This window comes from Paenibacillus sp. KS-LC4 (genome assembly GCF_036894955.1).
Taxonomy (GTDB): Bacteria; Bacillota; Bacilli; order Paenibacillales; family Paenibacillaceae; genus Pristimantibacillus.
Map to the genome: position 1 here is coordinate 1,554,876 of NZ_CP145905.1, position 23,906 is coordinate 1,578,781.

A 23,906-nucleotide genomic window follows, 5' to 3' on the forward strand; every position below is an offset into this window, starting at 1 on the left:
CGAATGGTTTCAAGCCGTTTTCGCAAATTTTCAGTTGCAACATCTCTAGGCATGCTAATCATACTGCTGAACGGTGCCTTGGTCACGAACATGGATGCTGGCAGAGGCTGTGGAGATGACTGGCCTTTATGCCACGGAAAGTTTATACCGGCCTATACATTAGAATCGTTTATCGAATACACGCACAGGCTTACTACGGGGATTGAAGGCCTTTTGGTCGTTGGGATGTTTATTGCGTCCATTGTTTTGTTTAGACGAGACAAAATCGCCTATAAGCAGCCGCTGGTATTCGCAAGCAGCTCCTTGTTTTTCACAATTTTACAAGCGCTGATGGGTGCTGCTGCTGTAAAATGGCCGCAATCCCCGTGGGTGATGGCGATTCATTTTGGCATATCGCTTATGGCATTTGCCTCCACGCTGCTGCTTGTATTTTGGGCTTATCGCAACAAAAATGGCCAAGCGGTTGAATTTTCTGTACCAAGGTCGATTTTTCCGCGTTTATTAGGCTTAGCGGTGTACATTTATGTCGTTATTTATTTAGGCGCATATATTCGTCATACCGATTCCGGTGGCGGCTGTCTGGACTGGCCGTTATGCAACGGGAAAGTCATTCCTGATTTTGAAGGAGCTGAAACGATAGTATTCATTCACCGCATAGGCGCCGTTATATTGTCTCTTGCAATTGCTGGTGTATACCTGCATATTCGCAGGAAAAGTGGCGCAAACGGAGGACTGACTCCTATGGCCAGACTCTCGCTCATTCTCGTGTTGACGCAAGTGTTAAGTGGAGCGTTGCTCACATTGACGATTACTAATTCAAATTGGTTTGTTTTTACAAATTTATTGCATAATCTCATTGTTAGTGCGCTATTCGGCGTTATAATGGATATGTTGGTGCGTTCTTGGAGGCTGCGGGAGGGCGCTAAATAGCCTATAGAGGACGGAGGCACACAAGATGTTGCGATTTCTGTTTGACGAGCCAGAACGGGCAATAGAGGGACGACACGGTGAAACGGTGCGTTTAATGGAGCAGTTTATATCGCAGCTTCATAGCAAGGTGGCAGCGGGCAAGGATGTGGATCATAAGCTTCGCACGTATGAGATTTGGACACGCGGTTTAATTTCTTCCTTGAATGAGCTGGAGCAGAGCCATTATGCAACGCTTCGCTTTAAGCAGAAAATTAAATCCAGCTCGGTTAGCCAAATGCAATCCGATGAGTATCTTATGTATCAGCGCTATGTTTATTTTGACAAAAATGCATTCATTCGCGTTTTCGCCTTGCTTGATAAAATAGGCATTTTGCTAAACGATTTGCTCGCAATGAAGACAGAGCGGATTAAACCGCATTTTTCCTATTTCACGGTGCTGCGGAATATGCGAGAGCGTGGTGTGCATCGACCGCTGACCGGCGGTCTTGATGAGGTCAAAGGCTTAACGCAGGAGCCGATGGCCCGGCTGCGCAAACGGCGCAATGCAGAAATCCATTATATGAATTCCGAAATGCTTGATGATCTTGTGCAAAGCCATAAAGGCTATGGACTCGAAGTAAAGCTAGAAAACATCATGGCGCAGTCACAAGACCTGGCGGCTGGAGTAGCAATGGTGACCGACACTTTATATCTTACGTTCCAGTACGCTTGCGGTTATATACGAAAAAGATAAATAATTCGTAATCGCAAGGAGGAAGCACTGTTGGAGTTGAATGGAAAAACGGCGCTTGTAACAGGGAGCGCCAAAGGCCTTGGCAAAAGAACTGCACTCGAGCTTGCGAAGCAGGGCAGTCATATCGTCATTAATTATTTCAAGAGCGAGCAGGAAGCCGAGCAAACGAAAAAAGAAATCGAACAGCTCGGCGTAAGCGCTACCATTGTACAGGCCGATCTTTCAACGAAGGATGGTGCGACGAGGCTTGCTGATGAAGCGGCAAGCTGGAGGGGCGGCATCGACATTTTGGTCAACAATGCGGGACCGTTTGTTAGGGAGCGACGGCTGTTTGCCGACTATGAGTTTGCCGAAATATCGGACATGCTTACCAGCAACCTGCTCAGCGTCATGCTGCTGGACCACAAGCTGCTATCAGGCATGCGTAGCCGTGGCTGGGGCAGAATTATTCATTTTGGGTTTGGTCACGCCGGAGAAGCGCGGTCTTGGCCCCATCGCGCTGTATATGCGGCTGCCAAAACCGGTCTCGTTTCCTTTACGAAATCGCTTGCCGTTGAAGAAGCTGCTAATGGCATTACCGTCAATATGATTGGTCCTGGCGACATTCGCGGAGCGAATAAGGAGCGGACGATTGCCGAGGTGGAGGGCCAGGAGGATACAGAATCACCGCTTGGCCGGCCCGGAACAGGTGAAGATGTAGCACGGGTAATCACCTTTTTATGTGAACGGCGCTCGGATTTTTTAACGGGGAATATTATTAATGTCACGGGCGGTTTCGATCCGATTCGTCCTAATATTAAAGGTTTGTGAACCGAGCATATGCAAGTGCCTGCCCGCAGCTGAATAGAACATGCAAACGCCGAAAGCCCGGTAGTCCTCTGAGGACACCGGGCTTTCGCTATAGCTTGCAATAGGTTACGCTTAAAATACTTGAACGACTTCGACTACGCCCTCAACCTCTTCAAGCAGTGCGCGCTCAATTCCCGCTTTAAGCGTAATTGTGGAGCTCGGGCAGCTGCCACATGCTCCCATCAGGCGAAGCTTAATGATACCGCCCTCAACGTCTACGAGTTCGACATCTCCTCCGTCGCGCTGCAGGAACGGACGCAATTTATCCAGTACGTCCAATACTTCATCGTACATTGTGCTTTGTGCTTGTTCACTCATTGCAATCATCTCCTTTCTGTCTTATTATAGTACAAAGTCGTGCAATTGAAAATGGATACCTACAGCAAGGTAAGGTGTAAAGCTTATGTTTAAGACAATGATTGAATATTGTACAAGCAATGCCCACCATGGAACCGTGGACATTATGCAGAAATTCGAGCAAGAGGATCTCTACGAAATTACAGAATATGGCTGTCTAGGCAACTGCGGCGAATGCTACTTAAAGCCCTTTGCCCTCGTCGAGGGGGAAATTGTCGCCGCCGATACCAGCGATGAATTATATGGAAAAATTTGCGAAGCTATTATTCGTCAAGAGAACGATCGTGACGCACTGGACAAGCTGCTGGACGATCTTTAACCGAAGTGGCGCTTGGATCGCCATAAAATGCCGCTTTTTACGAGGCGTGGTACACGGCCCAAAAGCGGTGTGCCGCCCATAATGCCAAAGCCGCTCTTTTTCCCGAGCGAACCGAGAACGCCCTTGAGCTTGATTTTGCCAAGCCGGGGCGTTTTGTCATGCCAAATGGCCTGCATGACTTCAGCAATTTGTTTGCCTTGTGCGCCAGCCGCCTGTCCGCTTGGGGAGAAGGGCAGTGAAGCACAATCTCCGACGATGAATACGCCGCTGTGGGAAGGGAGCTGATGGTGCTCATTAATAATCAGCCTTCCTTGGTTATCCTTCGGCAAGTCCAGACGCTGTACAATTGGCACTGGCTGAATGCCTGCCGTCCATACCGTTACATCGCTTAGCAGCGCTTTGCTGGAGTTTTGATCGTGCAGGACGCCCTGTTCAAGCTTGCATAGGGAAACATTGCCGAGCATTTCAACCTCATGGCCTTTAAACCATTCCGCCACGAACAATTGCAGCTTGCCTGGAAAAGCTGACATGACGCCTGCACCACGGTCAATAATGCGAATATTCAAATCCGGACGGCTTTCACGCAGCTCAGCAGCTACTTCAACGCCGCTCAGTCCGCCGCCAACGATCGACACCTGTCCATAAGGCTTGACGTCATTAAGCTGTTGATACGTTTTTCGTGCGGCAGAAAACGTTTGAATGCTCGTAGAGAACGCTTCTGCCCCTTCAATGCCATGATACTTATCCGTACAGCCAAGACCGATAACGAGCCAATCGTAGGAGATCGGGTCTTGGTGCTCCAAATAGACCAGCTTATTATCGAGGTCAAGATTGTCAACCTCGCCATAAACCGTGCTCACGCGCGAGTCCGTCGGGAACTTGACGCGCAGCTCCAGATCGGACACTGTTCCGGCAGCGAGAGCATAATATTCTGTCTTCAGGCCCTGGAACGGCATGCGGTCAATTAGAACGATGGATACATCAAGCGGAATATGCTTCTCAATCAGTTCTTCAACAATAGCAAGGCCGCCATAGCCGCCACCTAAAATTACTAATTTTCTCATTTACGCCTCAACCCCGCATTATTATTAATCTGATCTATCGTGGATGCTGCAAGGGTGTGCATGTAAACCGGAAGCAAGTCCTGCGCTATGCATACACGCCTTAATATATGTGATTGGTTAGATCATTACTCATAAATCTTAACTTCGTTGTAGAAGGTGTCACGTTCAACTGGAACGCGTCCTGCACCTTTAATAAGCCAAATTAAATCCTCACGAGTAATGCCTTCTGGCGTAAGTGCGCCTGCGGCGTGACTAATACGCTCCTTCACGATGGTGCCATGAGCATCAGAGGCTCCCATTGTCAGGGCGACTTGCGTCAGCTGTGTGCCAATATTAATGAAATAAGCTTTAATATGCTGGAAGTTATCGAGCATGAGGCGGCTAATCGCGATCGTCTTTAAATCCTCGAAAGCGGAGTTGCGGCGTCTAATGCCTGCTTTAGGATTTATCGGCTGCATCGACAAAGGAATGAAGACCAAGAAGCCGTTTGTTTCATCTTGCAGCTCACGAATTTGCATCATATGTCTTACGCGATCCTCTTTGCTCTCAATGGAGCCGTACAGCATCGTTGTATGAGTTTTTAGGCCAAGGTTATGCGCCGTGCGGTGAACATCAAGATACTGTGACACATCGGCTTTCGTTACGCGCATTTTTTTGCGATATTGATCCGACAAAATTTCGGCGCCGCCGCCGGTCAGTGATTTCAGTCCTGCATTCATCAGTTCTTGCAGCACTTCTTTGTACGTCAAACCACTAATCCGTGAGAAAAAATCAATTTCAGCTGCCGTATAAGCCTTCAGCGTGACATCGGGATATTTCTCATGCAAGGCTTTCAGGGAATCGACATAATATTGGAAAGGCACATGCTGGTTGTGGCCGCCAACAATATGGAATTCGCGTACGCCCGGATGAATATGCTGTTCGACGTATTCGATCATTTGCTCTCCGGTTAGCGTATAGGAGCCAGGCTCGCCTTCATCCTTACGGAAGTTGCAAAATGCGCAGTGCGCTTCGCATACATTCGTGAAATAAAGGCTCATATTTTCAATAAAATAAACCTTATTGCCATTTTTGCGTAGGTTTGCTTCGTTCGCGAGCTGGCCAATCGTCAGCAAATCATCTGACTCATACAGAAATACGCCATCCTCGAGTGTCAGTCTTTGCCCGTTTCGAACCTTCTCAATAATTTCCTGCATACGCTTCTGTTCTGTAGGTACCGCGATAAACATATCGGCATCCTCCTTCAATTTTTCCGAGTAATGTTGCTATTAAAAAGACATAAAAGCCGGCGAATGCGATCGTCAGCTCAATCGGGTCAACCTCAGATAAGGACATCACTGTCGGTACTGATTGGGCTAATTGTGAAAAAAATAACTTGCTGATCCGATTTAGTTTGAAAAATAGCACCTTGAGATGACATTATTATAAACCTCTATGGTTGCAGCGGCAACTATTAAGTCATAGCTTTGCCATAAATGGAAGTGGGCAAAGCACGCTTGAGCTGTTTCATAAAGAGGAGTATACTAGATATATAAGCATGAATTAGAATCGTATTTTGCAGGGAGGTCATGAATGATGATCACAATCAGTGAATCGGCAACTGATAAAATAAAAGAAATGCTGGAATCGGAGGGAACTCCGGATATGTTCCTGCGCATCGGCGTGAAGGAAGGCGGCTGCAGCGGCTTCTCCTACAGCATGGGATTTGATGATGAGCAGTCCGTGGACGATAAGGAAATGGATATGACGGGACTGAAAGTCGTCGTTGATCAAAGCAGCCTGCGCTATCTGAACGGGCTGGAGATCGACTGGAAGGAATCCGCTATGGGCGGAGGTTTTACAATCGAGAATCCGAATGCGAGCGCTACATGCGGCTGTGGAAGCAGCTTCCGCACGGCGACGGACGCGGGCAAGCCTGCTGAAGCTGGCGAGTGCTAAGGTATTAATACGAGGGTTGCTGATAAAGACCTCTTATGATGGTAGTTAAGTGCTTCTACCATACGTAAGGGGTCTTTATTGTGGTATTGAACAACCACAAGCGAGTTTCCGACATGAACGGCTGCAAAATGCTAAAAACCCATAACAGGAAACTGTCCCTATATTTATAGGAGTTATGTTCGTGCTATCGGTTGTTGCGCTAATTTTATGTGAAAAATTTCTGCCTTCTTGTGACAATATCTGTATGCGAAGCCGATAACATAGATAAGGGACGAAATTAAACTTTTGTAAGATGGGGACGAGGCTATGGAGCAGCAAAAAACAACGGAGGCATTAGCTCGCAATACGCGAATTGGCGACGTATATCAGGTGAAGCAGGTCATTCATCAAAGCGAGCTTTCGATTGTGTATAAAGCGCGGCAGACGGCCACAGGAGAGCTGAAGCTAATCAAGGAGTTTTTTCCGCAACAGCTGGCGAGGAGAAAAGCGGATCATTTAACGGTAGGCTATGGTCCGGCCTTTGCTGAGAAATTTCGCGAGCTGCTTTGCGTCTTTGCTCAGGAAGCTATTCTATTAAAAAAGCTCGATCATCCGCAAATTGTAGCCTACACGGACTATATAGAAGCTCATGGAACAGCGTATTTAGTTACGGAGTTTTGCCGTGGGCTAACCTTGGAGCAATATTTACAGCAGGAGGATGTCTCCTTATCACAGTCAGAGCTGCTGAGGATTGCTGGAGGAATAGTGGGCGCGCTGAAATATGTGCATGATCAGGGCATCATACACCGCGATGTGAAGCCGGGCAACATTATGATTGACGAAGGCAGCGGGGTGAAGCTGATTGATTTTGGCTCAGCGATTCCTTATGGGAATGCTGGGAAGCAGCTTATTTTTACTTCAAGCGGCTATTCGCCGTTGGAGTTTTATTCGGAAACGTCGCGGCAGGAGCCCGTATCTGATATTTATAGTCTAGCGGCTACACTCTATTATATTTTTGCGGGGAAAGCGCCGCTTGATGTACGGCAGCGTTTGTTTGAAGATAATCTGGCCGCGGTAAGATCGTATAACCATCGCCGCATTAGCGTTCCATTCGAGAAGCTTATCCATTGGGGACTTGCGATGTCACCGGAAAAAAGATGCCGCTCTCTCGGCTGGTTCGCTGTGGCTCTTCGCTGGGAAGGCTTAATAACCGCTGGCAGAAAGCGTGTGAGGCAGCTGTAGTGGACAAAAAAGCATCGTTTCTTCTATTAGAAATAAAGAGTATAATTTGCAAAGCAGAAGCACGAAGAAGCGTCTAAGACAACATATCGACTTAGGCGCTTCTTTCGTGCAAGCATCGGTATATCATTATGCTTAATTATTAGCTTTATATAAGAGCCCCATTCTCAAGCTCAATCCGGCCGTGTAAAAATATTCGTATTCGCCTTAATTGGCTTATAGCGCAGCTCGATCTCCGTAATACCATCCTCGAACGTAATATACAGCTTGTCGCCATATTGCAGCGGCTCTTTGCGATCGTTGCGCAGCGCGGTTTTGCCGCGAACAAGTGTACAGCGCGAAGTGTGCTTCACGAATAACGCCCCTTTTTTTCCTGCATAGAAGGTAATCGCAGCTGCTTCGGGCAGCGGCTCATTAATATCAAGAGAATGGAACAGCTGTTGCAGCGTAATGGAATGCTGCGGGAACGAGGTCAACGGCCAATACGTTACCGGAATTTCATTGCCGCTCGCTGTATTGAGGAAGAAGCCCTCAAGCCTGCCAGCAAACGGCGGCTTCGGACGCAACATGAAATAAAGCACCACTGCGACAATCACCAGAATTAGTACGCTAACTATAATTTGAAGGTACAGCGTCCAGACGGACGTTACCTCCACTTTAATCGTTCGAACCAAGGAGCCGCCCTCTGTGTCGGTTGCTTCAATGACTAAGTCGGACGTCCCCGTCTTGAGCGGTTCCAGCTGCAAAATACCATCTGCTGTAATCGCTGCATCGTAATGGTTAGAAGCAGTCGAGGACGCTAGCCTGAAGGTCAATGGATCATTATTCGGGTCCATGAACAGCGTGCTTAGCGCAATATCAGAGCCGCCATCCTCCTTGCTGAGCTTAATGCGGCCATCACCTGCCGCTACTGGAGGCAAATTATTAACGGTCAGTGCTCCGCCCGGCATCACGCGGTAGAAATCTGGTCCTTCCATTCGGATGCGCCAGCTGTAATTGCCCGAGATCGGGAAGCTATAGCCCGCCTCCAGCTTATCCTCTGCCAAAGCCATCGGAATTTCCTCTGATTTTTTCGTATCCTTATTGGTAATCGTAAGCACTGCTTTCACCGTCGCATAAAAATCAGCATCTGCCAGCGGCGAGCTGTCAGGATGGAACAGCTGTGTTTCGAACGGTGTAGGCTGGCCCTTTACAATCTCCTTATCCGAAGATAGCTTTGCTTCCCCATTCAGCTCGTAGTTTGCCAAAATATAAATTTTAACCAGGTCACCTGACACGCCGCGGAATTTCAAATTAAAGGTGCCCTTAAGCGGCGACGTAATTTTTAAAATCGTATATTTGCTCGAATTATACATCCGAATATTGCTCGATTGATAAAAGAGCTGTGTCTCATTAATCGGTTTCTCCGAAATAAGAATAATATTTGCCTCGCTCATGCTCCCGTTCGCAATCGTAACTGGAACCTCCTGCAAGCTGCCCTTTGCTGTCAAAGCGGCAACCGGAAGCAATATCGACTGCACCTGATCGGCATAAATCTGGTTGAAAATTTCCGGCAAATCCTCGGCGCTGCTCGTCATAAACGATTTGCCGCCCGTTTCCTTAGCGATGCGGGCTAGCTCGTCTTTATTAACGGTCCCGTCATGATTAAGCCCAATCGTATAAATCGGGAAACCATTCTTTTTCGCCAAATTGATAGCTGCTGTCACATCTTCCCCTGAATCCTGCACTGTACGGTTGCTGGAGTAAACACCGAGATCCGTAGCCCCGTCGGACAAAAGCACAACGTAGGCCTGGCTATCCTCCTTACGCTGCTCCGCGAGCATATTTGTCCCTTTGAGCAGACCAAGTCCAATGTCCGTGTAGCCTTTGCGCTTCAGCGACTCGATTGAGCTTTTCAAGCGGGTGCGCTTCTCCTTGACCGACATATCCGTCAGTGCCTGGCTATCCACAATCGAATGATTATAAGCGACGTATCCGATGCGCGTACGCTCTGCCTCGCTCATATCCATCAGCATATGGATAACCTCGGCGGATGTATTGCCAGGATCGGTTTCGGTCATGGAGTAGCTCGTATCCAGAACGAACATGGCATCAAATTGATTGGAGGGCGGAGCGGTCTCCGCGGCGGCAGCAGGTGGGATGGGAACAGAGAGACCGAGCGACAAAATACCTATGCATAAAAATAATAAAAAGTGTATAAATGGTTTTTTAGTCATAATAGTGTCTATAATCCCTTTCTTTCTAGTTATTTATTGGTTGAACAATGGATTGAATATGGAAGTAAAGCTCGGTGCGGAGACGGTTATAGGGCGGGCGGCTTATCCGGAAAAAGTGGCGATTTACATTGTTTAGGCATTACTCTAAGAATATTATCGGATAACGACTAAAAAATAGTAATAGATTTCATAAATTAGAGACTTTAGTTCTATTTATTAATGTAAATAAGTATGAAAGTCCTAAATTGAATTTATTGACAAACAAGGATTGGAGTGTTTAGTATTATTGGTGTAAAGTCTAACTTTGTAATAATTTGTATGAAGAATGAGCCAATTGCAGGAAGGAGGGGCGCTATTTTTGCTGAAAAAGGTAGAATCACCACTGATTTTGCTAGCTTCCGCTTAAAATTATGCGCCATGCCTAATGGACATTATTAATCAGACGAACCGAACTATTCTTTTTGAGGAAATTAATCCCGAAAAACTGGACTTGATAACGCTAGTAGGCGACGTGAAGGGCATTGATAGCCTAAGCGACGACAAGGTAAAGGAACTGAATACGAACCTGCTTGTTCGCAGCTTTGATGAGTTTCTCGACAAGTTTTCGCCAAGCGTGTATTCCTTTTTCAATGCAGCGAACCAGAAGGTTGTTTATTCCTTGAAAAAGCCTGAAGGGCTTGCCGAGGATCAAATTTCAGAAATTAAGATCGACCAGCACAACGATTTTCTGAAAATGCTGTTCACGCTCATTGATGCGAAGCGCAGTCAGGGCATTTCCAACGTTGATTTTAAATTCGAGCATTTGCTCGACATGATTTCTCCGAAGAAGGTCATGGACGATATTCGCCAGGTGCGTAAGGAAATCCACTACCTGTACAGCCAGTATGAGAAGCTGGACGATGGCGATCCGAAGCAGCTGGATATGGGCGACAAGCTCAATGTGCTCTTCGAGGAAGCCAGCAAAAACTATAACAATGTAATGGCGATGCTTCCGCTCGCAATCGAGGATATTAAGACGCGGCTGCTCCTTGGCGGCTCACAGGAGGAGAACGCAAGCGAAGCGGTGCAAATTGGCTTGCTGACGATTGGTGAAAGCGGCGAGCTGAAGATCATCGAAGCACCAAAAAGCGATAGCCAAGAGCTGATGCTGCTTGATGAAAACAGCGGCAGCGCGTTGTCCGAAGTGTTCGCGGATGATTACGGCTCGGTGACGGATTCGCCGTCGGCCTATGTAAAGGATCTGGTTGTGCGTACATTCTCGCCGCTGCCAGCTGTTCAAGCAGATGTGGATACAGCGACAGAAGTGAGAAACTACAACACCTATCTGGAGTTTTACAAAACGGCGAAGGATGATTTTGTCAAAACGGTTAAGCCGCTTGTGGAGAAAATTTTGGGCGTAAAGATGTTTTTCGACCAATACACAAGCAAAAACAAAGGTATGGCGCCGTCCCTGCTTATAACGAACAATAAGCTCGACATGACGGTTAAAAGCAGCAGCATCACTAGGCTTGAGACGTACCTGAACACCGTAAATGCGAAAAATGATTTTACCGATACGATTTGGTTCGGCATCGTGCCATCCGTCGAGCTTGAAACAGCCGGAAAAGTAAAAGTATCGCGCGAGCGCTTCAAAGGCAATGAGCAGGTCGTAAAGCAGGATGGCAACAGCATGGAGTCGCTTTCTTCCTTGCTGAACGTGCTGGGCGAATATAAGATTCAAGTCTTTTTCAGCTTTGAGACTGGAGAAGAAACCACCTTCAGCAACATTGCCACTGCGGGCATCGACAAGTATTTGGACAAATGTAGCGTGCTGACCCGCAAATCCTACAGCGAATTCGCTATTCCTACCGTGCCGAACTTCACCATTATTCCGAAGGACAAGTCAGGCGTTGTCATTGACAGCCGCATGCTGCAAACCGAATATGGCGTTCAGCTTTCGCAGGAGAAGGAAGACATTTTGCGTCTGTGGATTGAGGGTGTTTATGTAGGCGCAGCTTATGTTGCTGCTGGCCTTGTAGCCGCTTATCAATGTCCGGAATATTTGCGTGACCAGTACAAGACGGTCAGCCGTGAATATCCAGGGGTACGCTTCGACATTGAAGCAGGAGACAATGCGCTTCGCGTTCCGACGACGATGGCGAAGGAGATTTCCGGCTTCACCAACAATATCAAGGATGCGATTAATCGCAAAAACTTCGGCTTTATTTTCTCCTCGGAAAATGCGCAGCTGCAAGCGAAGGACATTAGACGCATTACGGTGTACAAAGCGAGAAGCCTTGCCGCTTCGGAGGATGGATTCGACTCCATCTATAAGACGCTGGTCAGTACGTATGTTGAGCGTATTCTCCGTTTCCAGACAGGCGACTTCAAGCATGAAAATATCGTGAAGTTCTTCAGCAACAACCCGAGCAGCCAAAAAAGTAAATGGCTTGGCTCGCGCGGCTATACGAACTCGATTATTCACGATGGCGATGATATGAGCTTCATCATTGATGAGAAGAGCAATCTTTGCCACATTGATCTCGTGTTCAATGGCAATGTGAAGAACCTTGAAGTAATGATTACAAAAGGCACGACGCCGGTTAAGGCGTAACGCCTTTCGCTTAAGGCAAGTCCCCAATCGGGTGTTAAAGGAGAACGCCTTCGGGCGTTCCCCTTTCAACATATATAGAACTCGTCAGGCGCTAGCACCTGCGGGTACACCATTTCAAGGAGGAATTTTAATATGGGATTTAAGTTGACGATTGAAGGCGCAGAAAAAATCGAGCTGGGCTTGGACAACATCCAAACCGTAAAGTATGACACAGATACACCGGATGATTCCAATGCACGCTCCACGGATGTAGGCGCTACGCTTCGCGTTAGCGGCAAAATCATCACAGCAACAGACGGCGATGCTTTCGACGACACGCTGAAGCTTGCTAACTGGTCGCTCGTGCCTGCTGAAAAAGCAGACAGCTACCGCAAAGTAACGCTTGAAGTGATTTCCGCTGACCAAGTGGTTCGCAAAATCCACTTCCCGAACGCGTTCGTTGTTGACTACACAGAAAGATTTGGCGACACAGAAGGCGTCGGCACATTCGAGCTGTACATTAAGCAAAAGAAAGACAAAACCGAATTGACAACAATCGACGGCGGTTACCCGCTATAAGGTTAAAATCGGCATTGCCCGCTCGCGGGACTTGTTTCCTATAGAGCAGGCTACCAAATTCAAGAGGCACATTTATGCCTCTTGAATTTGATTAAAGGGGTATTTCCCATATTTTGAAAAGTGATGAGGGAGCTGAGTGAACAACTATTATGACGTTTTGGGCGTCCCGAAAGAGGCGGACGCAGCAGCAATTAAGCAAGCTTATCGCAAGCAGGCCAAACGCTATCATCCGGATACGAATGGCGGAAGTGCAGATGCCGAGCGCAAGTTTAAGGAAATTCAGTCAGCCTACGAAATACTAGGTGATCCAGATAAACGGAGCAGCTACGATGCGTCGCTTTCTGGCAGAGGGCATGCAGGCGGAGCTAAAGGCAACGCTTCGGGTATGGGCGCGAATGCTGGCAGGAAAGCGGCTGGCGGGGCGGCAGGAATGGCGGGCGGGGGCGGCGATGGAACACCGCTGTCAAAGCAGTTCGAGCAGTTTTTCGGCTTTAAGCCGCAGGGCAAGGAAGGCATGACGCAGAAGTCTGACGGCAAACCAAGCAATCCGCTGGATACGACGGATTTATTCAATCGCTTTTTTGGCAAAAAATAAAGCGGTGTCAAATGTTCAAGGAAGCGGGAGAACGGAGGAATGACGGTGAAGGCGACGGCTGTATCAGGTCGTAACCCGAGCGGCAGATCGGCAGGCATTATAGCCCTGGATATCATTATCGCCATTTTGGCTATTGAAGCTTTATATTATGCCTTCTTCATCAATGAAGACAAGCTGCTGCAAGGGGCAACCGGCGTAATCGCTGGAATTTTTATCGTTGTATGGCTGGCGGTCAAATGGAGACCGAAGTGGAAGAGTGCAAGCCAAGCGGCGGTTATTACTCGGCTCGTCATGATCGACGAGGAGGGTGAGCGCTTGAAGGAATGGTACATAGATGGAGAAACCTCGCTTTTAATCGGCAAAAGCTCAAGCCGCAGCGATGTTGATGTAGACCTCTCTGATGCTGAATATGCATCGATCATCAGTTTGCAGCATGCTGTGCTGAATCACTCTAAAGGCATTTGGTATTTGGAGGATTTGGATTCGACGAACGGTGTAGGATTGCGCAAGTACAACAATAGCGTCATTACGAGAATAGATAATGAACAGTCATACCGCATTGACAGCGGCGATCTGATTGTCATTGCCAATACGAGGCTGCTCGTTAAATAACGAGAGTCTGCTGTACATAACGAAGAACATACCGCGAGACGCGCGTGAGGCAGCTATGGATTAACGTTGCGGCAGCGTGCGTTTACGATTAAATAGACGGGGGAAGAGCTTAGATGAGTTTGACAAGATGCCCGAACGGCCACATGTTTAGCACTAGAAAGCATGGCAATTTATGCCCTTATTGCAGTATTAGCGTCGAGCCTGCGGCAGTCAAGGGTGGTGAGCGCAAGGCAGCCCAACAGCTGGAGACGGATGATAAGACGATGCCTTATTTGGGCGAGGTGAAGGGAATTCATCCAGTAACGGGCTGGCTCGTCTGTATTGAAGGGCCGCAGCTTGGTCAAGATTACCGCATTATGGCGGAAAAGAATTTTATCGGCCGCTCGGAGGAAATGCACATTCGCATTATTGGGGATAACACCGTCTCCCGCCGCAATCATGCCGTTATCGTCTACGATCCTAAGAAACGCAATTTTTATTTGCTTCCGGGCGATGCTTCCGGTCTTGCTTACCACAACAATGAAGCGGTTTATTCCCCTGTCGAGCTGACCTCCTACGATGTCATCCAGCTCGGACATAGCAAATTTATTTTCATTCCGCTGTGTGGCGCCCATTTTGAATGGGAGTCGGAATAAGCCAATGATTATGATGAGGCTGATGGATATTCCTCCGATCATTATATTGCTGGCTTTTCTAGCTGTAATTGTGTCGCTGCTGCTCATCCGGCGGCGCCTGCTTGCAAACAGCCCGGAGAAGGCTGAGCCCGCGAATGCCGTACAGGAGCTGCCAATTGGCAACGGCCAGACGATTGGCGCGAGAAACGAACAGGATGATTATTTTGCCAGTGCCGAGACGCCGCAAGGGGTTGTTGCGGTGCTGGCAGATGGGATAAGCGGCCTTACGAATGGGCGAATGGCAAGTACGGTGGCGGTCACAACTTTTATGCGGCAATTTATGAATGTCTCCGCTGAGAAGGAGATCGTCCCTTTTATTTCTAAGGCAGCTAAGCTTGCTAATAGTGAAATTTTAAGGCAGCTGGGCGGTGCAAGCGGAGGGACGACGCTTGTCGTTGCTGTTATGCGCGGCCTGAAGCTGTATTGGGGCGCCGTCGGCGATAGCATTTTGCTCATCTACCGCAATGGTGACTTCATCCCGGTTAACCAAAAGCATACCTATGCCACGCTGCTGGAGGAACGTTATTTATCCGGTGAAATTACCAAGGAAGAAGCGCTCGCTGATCCTCAACGCAAGCAGTTGATTAATTATTTAGGCTATGAGGGCTATAAGGAGATGGAAATCGGCGAGAAGCCGTTCGAGCTGATGCATGGCGATAAGGTGCTGCTGTGCAGCGACGGTCTATACAATACCTTGTCGGAGGTGGAAATGGAGGAGGCGCTGAATAAAAGTCAGAACCCCCATGAAGCAGCCGAATACATGATTGAGGCGATCGAGAAAAAACGTTTGGCCAATCAGGATAATGCCACCGTCATTGTGCTGGAGGTCTGGTGATCTTGTAATCGGCGGCAAGCGACAAGGATGCGGAGGTACAGATGAGAAAGGAAAACAGCAGCTTCAAAACGGATTTCCTGTCGGAGGCAGGGACGTTTATGGAAAATCGGGATTATTTTGCTTACGTCGAGCTGGATGACAGAGCCTGCTGGATTGTCGCAGATGGCTGCGATAATGATTTGGATGTCCGCAGTGCCGAAATGGTGGTGCAATGCCTGCTTGAGAACTTCACGCATAAGCCGACAATGTCAAAGCGCAAGCTGGAGGCTTATTTGCAGGAGGCGCAGGATTGGCTCCGCCTTGAAAGCAGGCGAGTACGGCTTAAGGCCAGCCTGATTATGGTCGCAACCGATTATACCCGCATCGTATGGGCGGTAGCCGGCAATGCGCGGCTTTATCATTTTCGAGGCGGGCGGCTGCTCCAGCAAAGCAAGGATTTGTCGCTCGCACAGGCGATGGCGGATCGCGAGAGCATTTCTGCTTATAAGGTGGACCGTCATGAGGAGCGTCATAATTTACTGCAATACGTCGGCAAGCCGGAGGGCTTAGAGCCGTTTATTTCGAAAAAAACGGCGTTAAATGACGGCGATGTGCTGCTGCTCGTGACCCCGGGCATCTGGGAAAGCGTAGACTTGCCTGAAATGCTCGATTCGCTGGAGGATACGGAGGACCCGACCGCACTTGTCGATACGCTGGAGGAGGTGCTGCTTAGCAAGCAGCAGCCGATCATTGGCAATTATACGGCGGCAGCTGTCTATGTAGATAAGGTGTATAAGGAAGACAAGAAAAAATGGAGCAAATGGGTGAAGCGAATTGCGCTGGTGATGATTCCGGTCATCATTGCGGCTGGCTTCGCTATTTATTATAAGGGCCGAACCGCAGCGCGGATCGCGGAAGGCATTGCCAATATGCTCGAATATGAGCAGACGGGCGACACCTACGTCGAGGAGCGAAATTATGCACAGGCGCTGAAATCGTACAGCGAAGCCCGTGCAGAGGCGAAGAAGCTCAAGGATAAAGTGCATATCGCCTTGTATGGCGTGAAATACAAAAAGGTCGATCTTATCGTCGCTGGCGACGGTTTTCTAAAGGACGGCGATTATGAGAAGGCGCTGACGCAATACAAGAAGGCGAAGGAGGAGACGAAAAGCGACGAGCTGTACGACCAGCAGGAGCTGGATCAGAAAATAAGCCAGATTGATGAATATGTCCGTATCGCCGCGATGGTGCAGGAGGCGGATTTGTTGGCCGAGGGGCAGGACTATTCGGCCGCGGTGCTGCTCTACAAGCAGGCGCGCAAGGCGGCGCTTAATGTGGGGTTTGCAGAAGGCGAGAAGGAAATAAAGACGAAGCTGGATGAAGCCGAGGCGAAAATCGCCGAGCTTGTGAAGGAGCAGAAGCTGCTCAAAGCCGAGAATTTAGAGAAGCGCGGCGATCGCAGCTTTGCCGCCGGCAATTATGAGGCGGCAATAGACGCTTATACGCAGGCACAGGCGATTTATCAGGAAATCGCGGTGCTGGAGCCGGTGCTGAAACTGGAGCGCAGCATTGGCAAGGCGGAGGATAAGCTGAACCCGGTGCCAAGCCCGGCGGCGGGCGGCGATGCAGGCACGGGAAGCGATGGCGGAGCGGGAAGTGCCGGTTCCTCGGGAAGCGGCAACGGAGCGAGCAACGCAGGAGCTGGAAGCGGCAGCGGAGCGAATAGTGATGCTGGCGGAAGCAGTGCGGGCAGCGGCAATGCAAGCAGCAGCGCTGGCACCAATAGCGTGGCAAGCGGCAGTGGTGCAGATGCTAATCCGGCAGGCGGCACCGCGAATAACACTGCCGATGCAGGGGCTTCAGCTGGAAGCGGCGCGGGAACGAGCGGCGGTGAGGCTCCTGCTAATCCGGCGGCAACGCCAGCTATGGCGCCTGATCAGGAGGCGACGCAGCAGGCGAATACAACGGGCTAGCAGCAAAGGCTAGGCCAGAGCACAGCATCCAGCAGGGAGGGAGAACGGAATGAAGGATATCATACAGGGTCGGCTTAGCCGGATGGAGGATTTGGAGCAGCGAAAAATATTAAAGCAGCTCATGACCAGCATGTTCAACGGGGTCGTCGATTATCAGGAGAAAATGAATCGCGACCTGGAGCAGCGCATCTTCGGAGAGCTGGGAGACAATGACGACAAAAATGATATTTTCGTCACCGTCTGTGCGCGGGAGGATATCGATCCGATTCATGATTTTTTATATCCCATGCTTCCAGGCGATGCAAAGCCGCCGGAAATTCCGCTGCATGATATTATTGCAGGCTTAAGCCGTAAGCAGGAGTGCAAGCTGCTGACGGTGTTTATGGAATGCGGCTATCCCGAGCTGAACGAGCTGCTGGCACGGCGCCGCATTTTTCAAGGGAGGATGGAAACGAATCGGGGCAGCTATGCGATAAGTGCGCGTGTGGAGCGGAGTCAGGTCTATACGGGCGAGATCGAGCGGCTTTATGATGTTTTTCAAAAAAACGGCATAGCGTGGAAAACGCTGAATCATCCTTACGCCTATAAATTTATTGATCTCATTCTGACTGGGAGCGATCGCATTCCGGAGGAAGATGAGGAGATTTTAGAAATTAGCGTTGATCTGGAGCAGTATGAGCGGTTTAAAAAGCCCGACATTGTGCCGCTATGGAACATTGAGCGTCTGGAAATTCGCAATAGCGGCTTTCCAGTGCCGGCTGCGGATCGCATTAATTACGAGCATGTGCTGTCGCTGCGCAAAACCGGAGCGGGTCACGGCTATCTCGTAGATGGCGATGAGCAGGATGTCCGCTACATCAAGCGCTCTGCTGAGGATTTGACGGTCGTCAGCCCGAAGGAGGCTTCCGGTGTATGGAGCGTGTGGAAGCTGACTCAGCCTATTATGTCTCAGGTTGGCAGGCTGGCTTATCCACTGTTCTCCAACCGCAAGCGCGAGGGCTTTATCGGCAAATATGCCCGTCAGCAATCGGTGACGGTACGCGCTGTCGGCGAGCTGATGCGGCTTGTACATTCGTTTGAGGCGGCGGATGCGCTGGAGCTGGCTAGCGCCGAGGTTGATGGCAAGCCGCTTGGCCGCAGTGGACAGACATACGGAATGAATCCTTTCATCAGCGATAATATTCGTTCGGAATCGGGCAAGAAACGGCTAAAGCTGACCTTTCGGAGACGCGGAATGGCGCAGGCGGGAACTGAGTTTGTGCTGAATGATGTCATGAGCTTTATAGTTTCTGAAATCCAAATGCATTTTCCGGAATACAGCTGTGAAGGAGAATGGGCTTGAACTATGTATGGGATTTAGTTATCAAAACCGAGCAGAAGGGGCTGCCGCGCAAAGGGCTTTATTTTACGCCCGCCAAAGTATATTCGCCTTATATGGAGCTAAGCCTGCCGGATCTGAATGCTTCAATGATGGATCGGGATATTGAGGTTAATGCGGATTATCGCTTCACTGAAATTTTTGACGGTTTGTTTCATCCGGATATGGAGGAATATGTTGAGCTGAGAGTGGCCCTGTTCGATATTATGATGCATTTTCTAGCCGATGTGGATTTATCGCAGGGGATGAACCTGAGGGAATATTATATCCGGTTTATTTTGCGGGATATGGAGGAGGGCTTGTTCGGCGATGAGGTGAAGCATGGGCTGACGCTGTTCACCCGCGATGAGCGGGAGGTTATAGCGGTCAATCTGCTGCGGCTTTATGAGACGGGCGAGGCTGTTTATCTATTGAAGGATACGATGCGCAAGCTGTTCAAGCGCTCGACGATATATGTGAATTGCGAGGAGAAGGACGAGCTGGTGTTTTATGTCGGGCAGAAGCGGACGGAGGCAGTCGAGGCGCGAATTGAGATGGTGCGGCGGCTGTTCCTGCCCGTACGGTTTGTGACCGAAATTTATTGGGAATATCATTTTGGCCTGCTTGATGTGGAAGAAACGATGCAAATCGACCGCATTGCGCTCTATTAGAGACAAAGGAGGAGGGCTGTCATTATGCGCAGCTATACCTATAAATTAACGAAGCCCGGTGCTGAAAATAACGCAGGAGAGCAGGCCAAGTACGAAGTAGCGGCATCTCGCGAAGCGGAGCAGTCTCAGGATGGTAACGGGCAAAATCAAGGTCAAGGCGGCCGCGGTGGCAACCCTAATCGTTATATGGATGAAGCGGGTGCAGGCGGAAAGGGCTATGGCCGTGGAGGAGCAGATGGCGGTCATGATCTAGGCGGTGCAAGCAATGGACGCGGGTTAGCGGGCGGTTATGGAAATGATGGCCTGGATGATGGCAGCTATGGCTACGGAAATGCTAACGGCAGTGCAAGCAAAAATGGGAGTGCGAACGTTAGGATGGCCGGCACAGGTCCAGCGGCCAAGCTTGGTGGCGGCTACTTGGATAAAGAGGATACAGCTAACAAAGGCAATGGAATTGGGAGTGGGAGTACCCGTAATTCGAATAATGGTGCTGGTGGCAGAGGTGATACGCGAGGACCCTCGGGAGCGGCTCGCCAGCCAACCGGCATGAGAACACATTATGCGCCGCAAGGAGCGAAGGGTCTTGACCCGCAAGCTGCTCAAAATGCTCGCGACGCAGCGGCTAGGCGCTATTCGCTTGCTGAACTGGAGCAAATGACTACGCATCAGCTGCGCAGCATTTGCCATCAAGAGCGTATCGTCAAAGGTGTTGTGGAGGCGCAGAGCCGCGAGGAGCTCGTTCGCATTGTGCTGAAATATCGCGGCGCAGTTGAAAGCCTGTTTATTGATGAATATGAGGAGCAGGGCTTTGAGCGGCTGGAATATGCGTTGCAGCATTATTTAAATACGCCGCTGCGCGATGCGGCAAGCATCCACATTCCGGCGAAAATTACGATATACAACGGCTTGCCGCTGGGTCGGCGGGATGGCTATCAGGTGCGTGCGCCTTATGTGCCAAGCGTCTGCGAATCGAATGTGCTGATTGTCAATGAGCAGGAGGAAGTATGCGGAATTTTGCGTCTGGTAAAAGATGGATTAGAGCCAGGCGTCTTTATGCTGTGTGCAGATAAAAATACGGTGTACCGCCGGACGGCGAATCGCAATTACAGCCTGCTGCTGTTCCGCAAGCAGGATTCGGAATATTTATACAAAGCCTATTACAGCAATCGACTGATGCCGCCTGCAAATTTGCATTACTGGCGCATGCCGGTGTCTGAGCTGGACATTCGCGAGGTGGAGCAGACGCAGGCGGTGCTGGCCATAGACTTCGGCACATCAAATACGACGGCCGGCGCATTTCTCGATTATGGCTTTATTGCCGAGCCGAGCAGCCACGATATTTTAAACGGCAAGCTGCGGCTGGGGGCGATTAATTATGTATCCTTTGCCAAAACGGCAGAAGGCGATGCGGCTGGCGGGGACTTCATCCATTCCGGCGAAAGCGCAGGAGGGATTGCCTCCACGGCTGGCTGGATCGAAATGCTGCCCACAGCGATAGGCGTAGCCGATTGCGCTGATTTAGGCAATATCCAGTACACCTACGGGTATGAGGCGATGCGCCAGCTCAAGCATAACGCCCATGCGGGGAAAACGAGTGTTTTTCTCGGGATGAAGCGCTGGGTGAATGGCATTGGCAAAATGGAGGAAGTGAGCGACGCGAGCGGCAATACCGCCGTGCTGAGACGAAGCGAGCTTATACGTGCTTATTTGCTGCATGTCATTCAAACGGCCGAGCACCAGTTCAAATGCCGCTTCAAGAATTTGCATTTTACAAGCCCGGTGAAGCTGAAGGAGCCGTTTATGGCGATGTTCAAGGAAGTGCTGCAAGATGATTATGTCATTGAAACGGAGCATGCGCTGGATGAGGGCATGGCGGTGCTTTACAACACGATAGCTGACCAAATCGAGCAGGATCGCTACATGGAAGGCGAGACGTTCGATGCGCTCGTTATTGATTGCGGCGGGGGAACGACGGATCTATCCTCGTGTCGCTTCCGAATTGAGGAAGGGCGCATTTCATATAACATCGACATTCGCACCGCTTACGAGAATGGCGACACGAATTTTGGCGGCAACAATCTCACGTACCGGGTTATGCAATATATCAAAATCGTGTTTGCCGATTATTATGCCCGTGGGCGAGTACTGACGGATCTCGATGAGCTGATTGGAATACCTGGTGCGGACTTATTCCGCCATGTGGACGAATATGGCGTCGCGGCGGTATATGAGCCGCTGGAGCAGCGGTACCGGGAAGCGGAGCGGGTGCTGCCGACGCGCTTCAAGCAGTACGAGAACCGGACACGTGACGATTATTGGCGGGTGCGGCGCAATTTTTATTTTTTATGGGAGCTGGCAGAGGAGCTTAAGGTTGCATTTTTCCGCCGAACGAGCACGTTTCGCAGAAAATTCGAAATCGCGGAGCAGACCGCGCGTTCTGGGCGAATGAACCGCGGGGACAATGACCTTGAGGTCATGCCAATTGCGGGATGGTGCTTGTCGCTGCTAGAAGACGGCAGGTTCACCGATCGCCACGACAGCCCGGATGCGGTGTTCACGGTTAATGAGATGTCCAAGCTGCTGCGGGCAGATATTTATAATATTGTGCGGGCTTTTTTGGAGGGTTTTTATGAGGATGGCTGTTTGCAGCAGTACGCGATGATCAAGCTGACCGGGCAATCGTGCCGGATCGAGGCATTTCGCGAGGCGCTTAAGGAATTTGTGCCGGGGCGCAGCATTGAGTTTGGGCTGAAAGCCGATGAGGCAGGCAAGGTGCCGGAGCTGAAGCTGGCATGCCTGCGCGGGGCGATCCGGTATTTGACAGCGCGCAAGCTGGGCCAAATTCAGACGACGGTGACGCGAAGTGCGCCCGTCGTACCTTATACGGTGACAGCCTATACGCATCAGGGCGGCGAAAAGGTGCTTATCAGCAGCATGGAGCAGCTAAGCCGGATGCGGGGCGCGGTGTCGCGGCCGATGCATGTATCGGAGGTCGCTTTCTATCTCAAGAGCGGGGATGACAAGCTCCAGCGCAAATACGTATATGACAACAGCCGGAGTGTGTACAGTGCCGCGTTATATGAAGAAATCGCCGCCTTGTACGGCGAACAGATTCCGCAGGAGGAAACGGATTTAATCGTAAACGGGGAAGTGAAGTTTTTCGTCGTGACGGGTGAAAATCAGTGGGGCTTCCATATCGTACCGATCGCACGGACGCAGGAGCAGCTGTTGCTGGGAGAGAAGCGGCTGTTCACTTTCGAGGACGACCTGTCGGAGCTGGATTTCTTTGACGGGCTGAAATAGATAGGTACAGATATAGATACAAAGATAGATACAAAGATAGAGATAGAGATAGAGATAGACACAGAGATAGACACAGAGATAGAGACAGAAAGCTAAAGAGGAAGTGTCAGGAGATTAGAAGGGTGAAATAGACAGGAAGGAAGTGAGCGGGCATGTTTGCAGACCGCTATCCCAGCTTTCAGAAGGGCCGAATTCTAAAGACGGAAATGCTCAGCAATTTGCGGGATTACCCGAGGCAGATGTTCGACATCCAGTACAGCAGCTATTCGGATGGCATTATTTGCGGGGCTGAGGTGCTGGTGGGTGAGGAGACGCTCACGATTAAGCGCGGTATCGTCAAGCATGGCGGGCGGCTGTTCAGCCTAGAACAGGATTATGAGCTGCCTTATTCGGCTACGGGAAATGAGACGCTGATTAAAATTTGCTTTCCCTCCGAGCCGAGCGTGCGCAGTGATATTACGAGCTATGAGACGGATATTGTGCTGGAGCCTGCTGGTCAGCTGCGCGGGAACGAGCTTGAGCTGGGACGGTACAAGCTCAAGCCGGGCGCGAGGCTGCGTCAAAGCTATGAGGGGTTCCATGATTTGATCACCGAGTACAACACGGTACAGCTCATTCATGTGGAGCATGCTGCATACGGTCGAAGCACGATGGACCCGATTGTTATGCGGCTGTATGGAGAAGAGCTGCTGATGCGCGGCTGCTCTGACCCGCATGATATCTCGTTTGCGATGCTGTGCCTGAATGAAGGGACAGTAGCGATGCCTGTCATTGAGCATTATGTAGCAGCAAGGCTGGGATTGGAGCGCCGAGGCGTGCAGCGGGGCTTCCATATGGGGTCAAAAGGCGGTTCTAGCGCTAGCGGGGGAGCGTATTCGGCGGCTGGCCGTGAACGGTCGGGCGATGCAGGGAGATTTGATGACCCGCCTTCGGTGGACCGTGAACAGCTTTATGGAAATTTGCGCCGCATCCTTGGCAGCGTGCACCGCGGCGGAGCAGCCAAAGGCGATCTTCGCCCAGGCGGCATGCGGCGGATGCTGGTGGATTAAGGACGTTTAATAAGCCCGTTCAACCGCCGCTCATGCCGTTTGGGAAAGAGTGAGCGAGCGCTCGCTCGTAGCAGGCTCCCTTT

General features: G+C 50.1%; 21 protein-coding genes. 17 read left to right on the forward strand and 4 right to left on the reverse strand.

Features of this window, described 5'->3' with window-relative positions:
- Positions 1 to 3: 3 nt before the first annotated feature.
- The 3 genes from V5J77_RS06685 to V5J77_RS06695 are packed head-to-tail and all read left to right on the forward strand — an operon-like array spanning position 4 to position 2,473.
- Entirely contained in the window at positions 4 to 930 is a 927-nt protein-coding gene (locus tag V5J77_RS06685; protein WP_338554998.1) for a COX15/CtaA family protein, read from the forward strand.
- A gap of 25 nt (positions 931 to 955) precedes the next feature.
- Positions 956 to 1,663 carry a Cthe_2314 family HEPN domain-containing protein gene (locus V5J77_RS06690; RefSeq protein WP_338554999.1) on the forward strand — a complete coding sequence of 236 codons (708 nt, stop codon included), beginning with the start codon at positions 956 to 958 and terminating at the stop codon, positions 1,661 to 1,663.
- Positions 1,664 to 1,699: 36 nt separating this feature from the next.
- The gene (locus V5J77_RS06695) at positions 1,700 to 2,473 is read left to right on the forward strand and encodes an SDR family oxidoreductase (RefSeq protein WP_338556603.1); all 774 of its coding nucleotides are present in this window, start codon (positions 1,700 to 1,702) and stop codon (positions 2,471 to 2,473) included.
- A 111-nt stretch (positions 2,474 to 2,584) separates the two neighbouring features.
- Here the strand turns inward: V5J77_RS06695 and V5J77_RS06700 are convergent, their stop codons facing one another.
- Positions 2,585 to 2,830 (reverse strand): NifU family protein, encoded by a 246-nt coding sequence (locus tag V5J77_RS06700; RefSeq protein WP_338555000.1) that lies wholly within the window; start codon positions 2,828 to 2,830, stop codon positions 2,585 to 2,587.
- Positions 2,831 to 2,915: 85 nt separating this feature from the next.
- Here V5J77_RS06700 and V5J77_RS06705 point away from each other — a divergent pair, with 85 nt between their 5' ends.
- Positions 2,916 to 3,188 carry a YuzB family protein gene (locus V5J77_RS06705; protein WP_338555001.1) on the forward strand — a complete coding sequence of 91 codons (273 nt, stop codon included), beginning with the start codon at positions 2,916 to 2,918 and terminating at the stop codon, positions 3,186 to 3,188.
- Here V5J77_RS06705 and V5J77_RS06710 read toward each other — a convergent pair.
- Together V5J77_RS06710 and mqnE are read right to left on the reverse strand one after the other, a co-directional pair.
- Entirely contained in the window at positions 3,185 to 4,252 is a 1,068-nt protein-coding gene (locus tag V5J77_RS06710) for an FAD-dependent oxidoreductase (RefSeq protein WP_338555002.1), read from the reverse strand. The two genes, V5J77_RS06705 and V5J77_RS06710, sit on opposite strands and share 4 nt — an antisense overlap.
- A gap of 125 nt (positions 4,253 to 4,377) precedes the next feature.
- Positions 4,378 to 5,481 (reverse strand): aminofutalosine synthase MqnE, encoded by a 1,104-nt coding sequence (gene mqnE, locus V5J77_RS06715; RefSeq protein WP_338555003.1) that lies wholly within the window; start codon positions 5,479 to 5,481, stop codon positions 4,378 to 4,380.
- Between the two features lie 346 nt (positions 5,482 to 5,827).
- Here mqnE and V5J77_RS06720 point away from each other — a divergent pair, with 346 nt between their 5' ends.
- Complete coding sequence (locus V5J77_RS06720; protein ID WP_338556605.1) at positions 5,828 to 6,190, forward strand: iron-sulfur cluster assembly accessory protein; 363 nt, start codon at positions 5,828 to 5,830, stop codon at positions 6,188 to 6,190.
- Between the two features lie 306 nt (positions 6,191 to 6,496).
- On the forward strand, positions 6,497 to 7,411 hold the full coding sequence (locus V5J77_RS06725; RefSeq protein WP_338555004.1) for a serine/threonine-protein kinase: 915 nt from the start codon (positions 6,497 to 6,499) through the stop codon (positions 7,409 to 7,411).
- A 170-nt stretch (positions 7,412 to 7,581) separates the two neighbouring features.
- On the opposite strand, the gene V5J77_RS06730 is transcribed toward V5J77_RS06725, so the two are convergent.
- Entirely contained in the window at positions 7,582 to 9,624 is a 2,043-nt protein-coding gene (locus V5J77_RS06730; protein ID WP_338555005.1) for a vWA domain-containing protein, read from the reverse strand.
- 424 nt (positions 9,625 to 10,048) lie between these two features.
- On the opposite strand from V5J77_RS06730, the gene V5J77_RS06735 reads away from it, so the two are divergent.
- The 11 genes from V5J77_RS06735 to V5J77_RS06785 all read left to right on the forward strand — a co-directional run bounded on the left by V5J77_RS06735 (position 10,049) and on the right by V5J77_RS06785 (position 23,823).
- Complete coding sequence (locus V5J77_RS06735) at positions 10,049 to 12,217, forward strand: transcriptional regulator (RefSeq protein WP_338555006.1); 2,169 nt, start codon at positions 10,049 to 10,051, stop codon at positions 12,215 to 12,217.
- A 132-nt stretch (positions 12,218 to 12,349) separates the two neighbouring features.
- Positions 12,350 to 12,775, forward strand: coding sequence for a membrane-associated protease 1 (locus V5J77_RS06740; protein WP_338555007.1), 426 nt, complete (start codon positions 12,350 to 12,352; stop codon positions 12,773 to 12,775).
- A gap of 136 nt (positions 12,776 to 12,911) precedes the next feature.
- Positions 12,912 to 13,370 carry a DnaJ domain-containing protein gene (locus V5J77_RS06745; RefSeq protein WP_338555008.1) on the forward strand — a complete coding sequence of 153 codons (459 nt, stop codon included), beginning with the start codon at positions 12,912 to 12,914 and terminating at the stop codon, positions 13,368 to 13,370.
- Between the two features lie 39 nt (positions 13,371 to 13,409).
- Positions 13,410 to 13,982: an FHA domain-containing protein gene (locus V5J77_RS06750; protein WP_338555009.1), complete on the forward strand. Its 573-nt coding sequence runs from the start codon at positions 13,410 to 13,412 to the stop codon at positions 13,980 to 13,982.
- 113 nt (positions 13,983 to 14,095) lie between these two features.
- Positions 14,096 to 14,617 carry an FHA domain-containing protein gene (locus V5J77_RS06755; protein ID WP_338555010.1) on the forward strand — a complete coding sequence of 174 codons (522 nt, stop codon included), beginning with the start codon at positions 14,096 to 14,098 and terminating at the stop codon, positions 14,615 to 14,617.
- A gap of 4 nt (positions 14,618 to 14,621) precedes the next feature.
- Complete coding sequence (locus V5J77_RS06760; protein WP_338555011.1) at positions 14,622 to 15,491, forward strand: protein phosphatase 2C domain-containing protein; 870 nt, start codon at positions 14,622 to 14,624, stop codon at positions 15,489 to 15,491.
- Positions 15,492 to 15,532: 41 nt separating this feature from the next.
- Entirely contained in the window at positions 15,533 to 17,443 is a 1,911-nt protein-coding gene (locus V5J77_RS06765) for a serine/threonine protein phosphatase (protein WP_338555013.1), read from the forward strand.
- A gap of 49 nt (positions 17,444 to 17,492) precedes the next feature.
- Positions 17,493 to 18,785, forward strand: coding sequence for a normocyte-binding protein (locus tag V5J77_RS06770; protein ID WP_338555014.1), 1,293 nt, complete (start codon positions 17,493 to 17,495; stop codon positions 18,783 to 18,785).
- Positions 18,776 to 19,471 (forward strand): iron-dependent peroxidase, encoded by a 696-nt coding sequence (locus V5J77_RS06775; protein ID WP_338555015.1) that lies wholly within the window; start codon positions 18,776 to 18,778, stop codon positions 19,469 to 19,471. The genes V5J77_RS06770 and V5J77_RS06775 overlap by 10 nt, the downstream gene beginning before the upstream one ends.
- 24 nt (positions 19,472 to 19,495) lie before the next feature.
- Positions 19,496 to 22,774: a molecular chaperone gene (locus V5J77_RS06780; protein WP_338555016.1), complete on the forward strand. Its 3,279-nt coding sequence runs from the start codon at positions 19,496 to 19,498 to the stop codon at positions 22,772 to 22,774.
- Positions 22,775 to 22,926: 152 nt separating this feature from the next.
- The gene (locus V5J77_RS06785) at positions 22,927 to 23,823 is read left to right on the forward strand and encodes a DNA and RNA helicase (RefSeq protein ID WP_338555017.1); all 897 of its coding nucleotides are present in this window, start codon (positions 22,927 to 22,929) and stop codon (positions 23,821 to 23,823) included.
- The last annotated feature ends 83 nt before the right edge of the window (positions 23,824 to 23,906 follow it).

Excerpts from the sequence above, each read along its gene's own strand:
- V5J77_RS06685 (WP_338554998.1), top strand. The coding sequence starts at position 4 with ATGGTTTCAAGCCGTTTTCGCAAATTTTCAGTTGCAACATCTCTAGGC.
- V5J77_RS06690 (WP_338554999.1), top strand. The coding sequence starts at position 956 with ATGTTGCGATTTCTGTTTGACGAGCCAGAACGGGCAATAGAGGGACGA.
- V5J77_RS06700 (WP_338555000.1), bottom strand. The coding sequence starts at position 2,830 with ATGAGTGAACAAGCACAAAGCACAATGTACGATGAAGTATTGGACGTA.
- V5J77_RS06705 (WP_338555001.1), top strand. The coding sequence starts at position 2,916 with ATGTTTAAGACAATGATTGAATATTGTACAAGCAATGCCCACCATGGA.
- V5J77_RS06710 (WP_338555002.1), bottom strand. The coding sequence starts at position 4,252 with ATGAGAAAATTAGTAATTTTAGGTGGCGGCTATGGCGGCCTTGCTATT.
- mqnE (WP_338555003.1), bottom strand. The coding sequence starts at position 5,481 with ATGTTTATCGCGGTACCTACAGAACAGAAGCGTATGCAGGAAATTATT.
- V5J77_RS06720 (WP_338556605.1), top strand. The coding sequence starts at position 5,828 with ATGATCACAATCAGTGAATCGGCAACTGATAAAATAAAAGAAATGCTG.
- V5J77_RS06725 (WP_338555004.1), top strand. The coding sequence starts at position 6,497 with ATGGAGCAGCAAAAAACAACGGAGGCATTAGCTCGCAATACGCGAATT.
- V5J77_RS06730 (WP_338555005.1), bottom strand. The coding sequence starts at position 9,624 with ATGACTAAAAAACCATTTATACACTTTTTATTATTTTTATGCATAGGT.
- V5J77_RS06735 (WP_338555006.1), top strand. The coding sequence starts at position 10,049 with ATGGACATTATTAATCAGACGAACCGAACTATTCTTTTTGAGGAAATT.
- V5J77_RS06740 (WP_338555007.1), top strand. The coding sequence starts at position 12,350 with ATGGGATTTAAGTTGACGATTGAAGGCGCAGAAAAAATCGAGCTGGGC.
- V5J77_RS06750 (WP_338555009.1), top strand. The coding sequence starts at position 13,410 with ATGACGGTGAAGGCGACGGCTGTATCAGGTCGTAACCCGAGCGGCAGA.
- V5J77_RS06755 (WP_338555010.1), top strand. The coding sequence starts at position 14,096 with ATGAGTTTGACAAGATGCCCGAACGGCCACATGTTTAGCACTAGAAAG.
- V5J77_RS06760 (WP_338555011.1), top strand. The coding sequence starts at position 14,622 with ATGATTATGATGAGGCTGATGGATATTCCTCCGATCATTATATTGCTG.
- V5J77_RS06765 (WP_338555013.1), top strand. The coding sequence starts at position 15,533 with ATGAGAAAGGAAAACAGCAGCTTCAAAACGGATTTCCTGTCGGAGGCA.
- V5J77_RS06770 (WP_338555014.1), top strand. The coding sequence starts at position 17,493 with ATGAAGGATATCATACAGGGTCGGCTTAGCCGGATGGAGGATTTGGAG.
- V5J77_RS06775 (WP_338555015.1), top strand. The coding sequence starts at position 18,776 with ATGGGCTTGAACTATGTATGGGATTTAGTTATCAAAACCGAGCAGAAG.
- V5J77_RS06780 (WP_338555016.1), top strand. The coding sequence starts at position 19,496 with ATGCGCAGCTATACCTATAAATTAACGAAGCCCGGTGCTGAAAATAAC.
- V5J77_RS06785 (WP_338555017.1), top strand. The coding sequence starts at position 22,927 with ATGTTTGCAGACCGCTATCCCAGCTTTCAGAAGGGCCGAATTCTAAAG.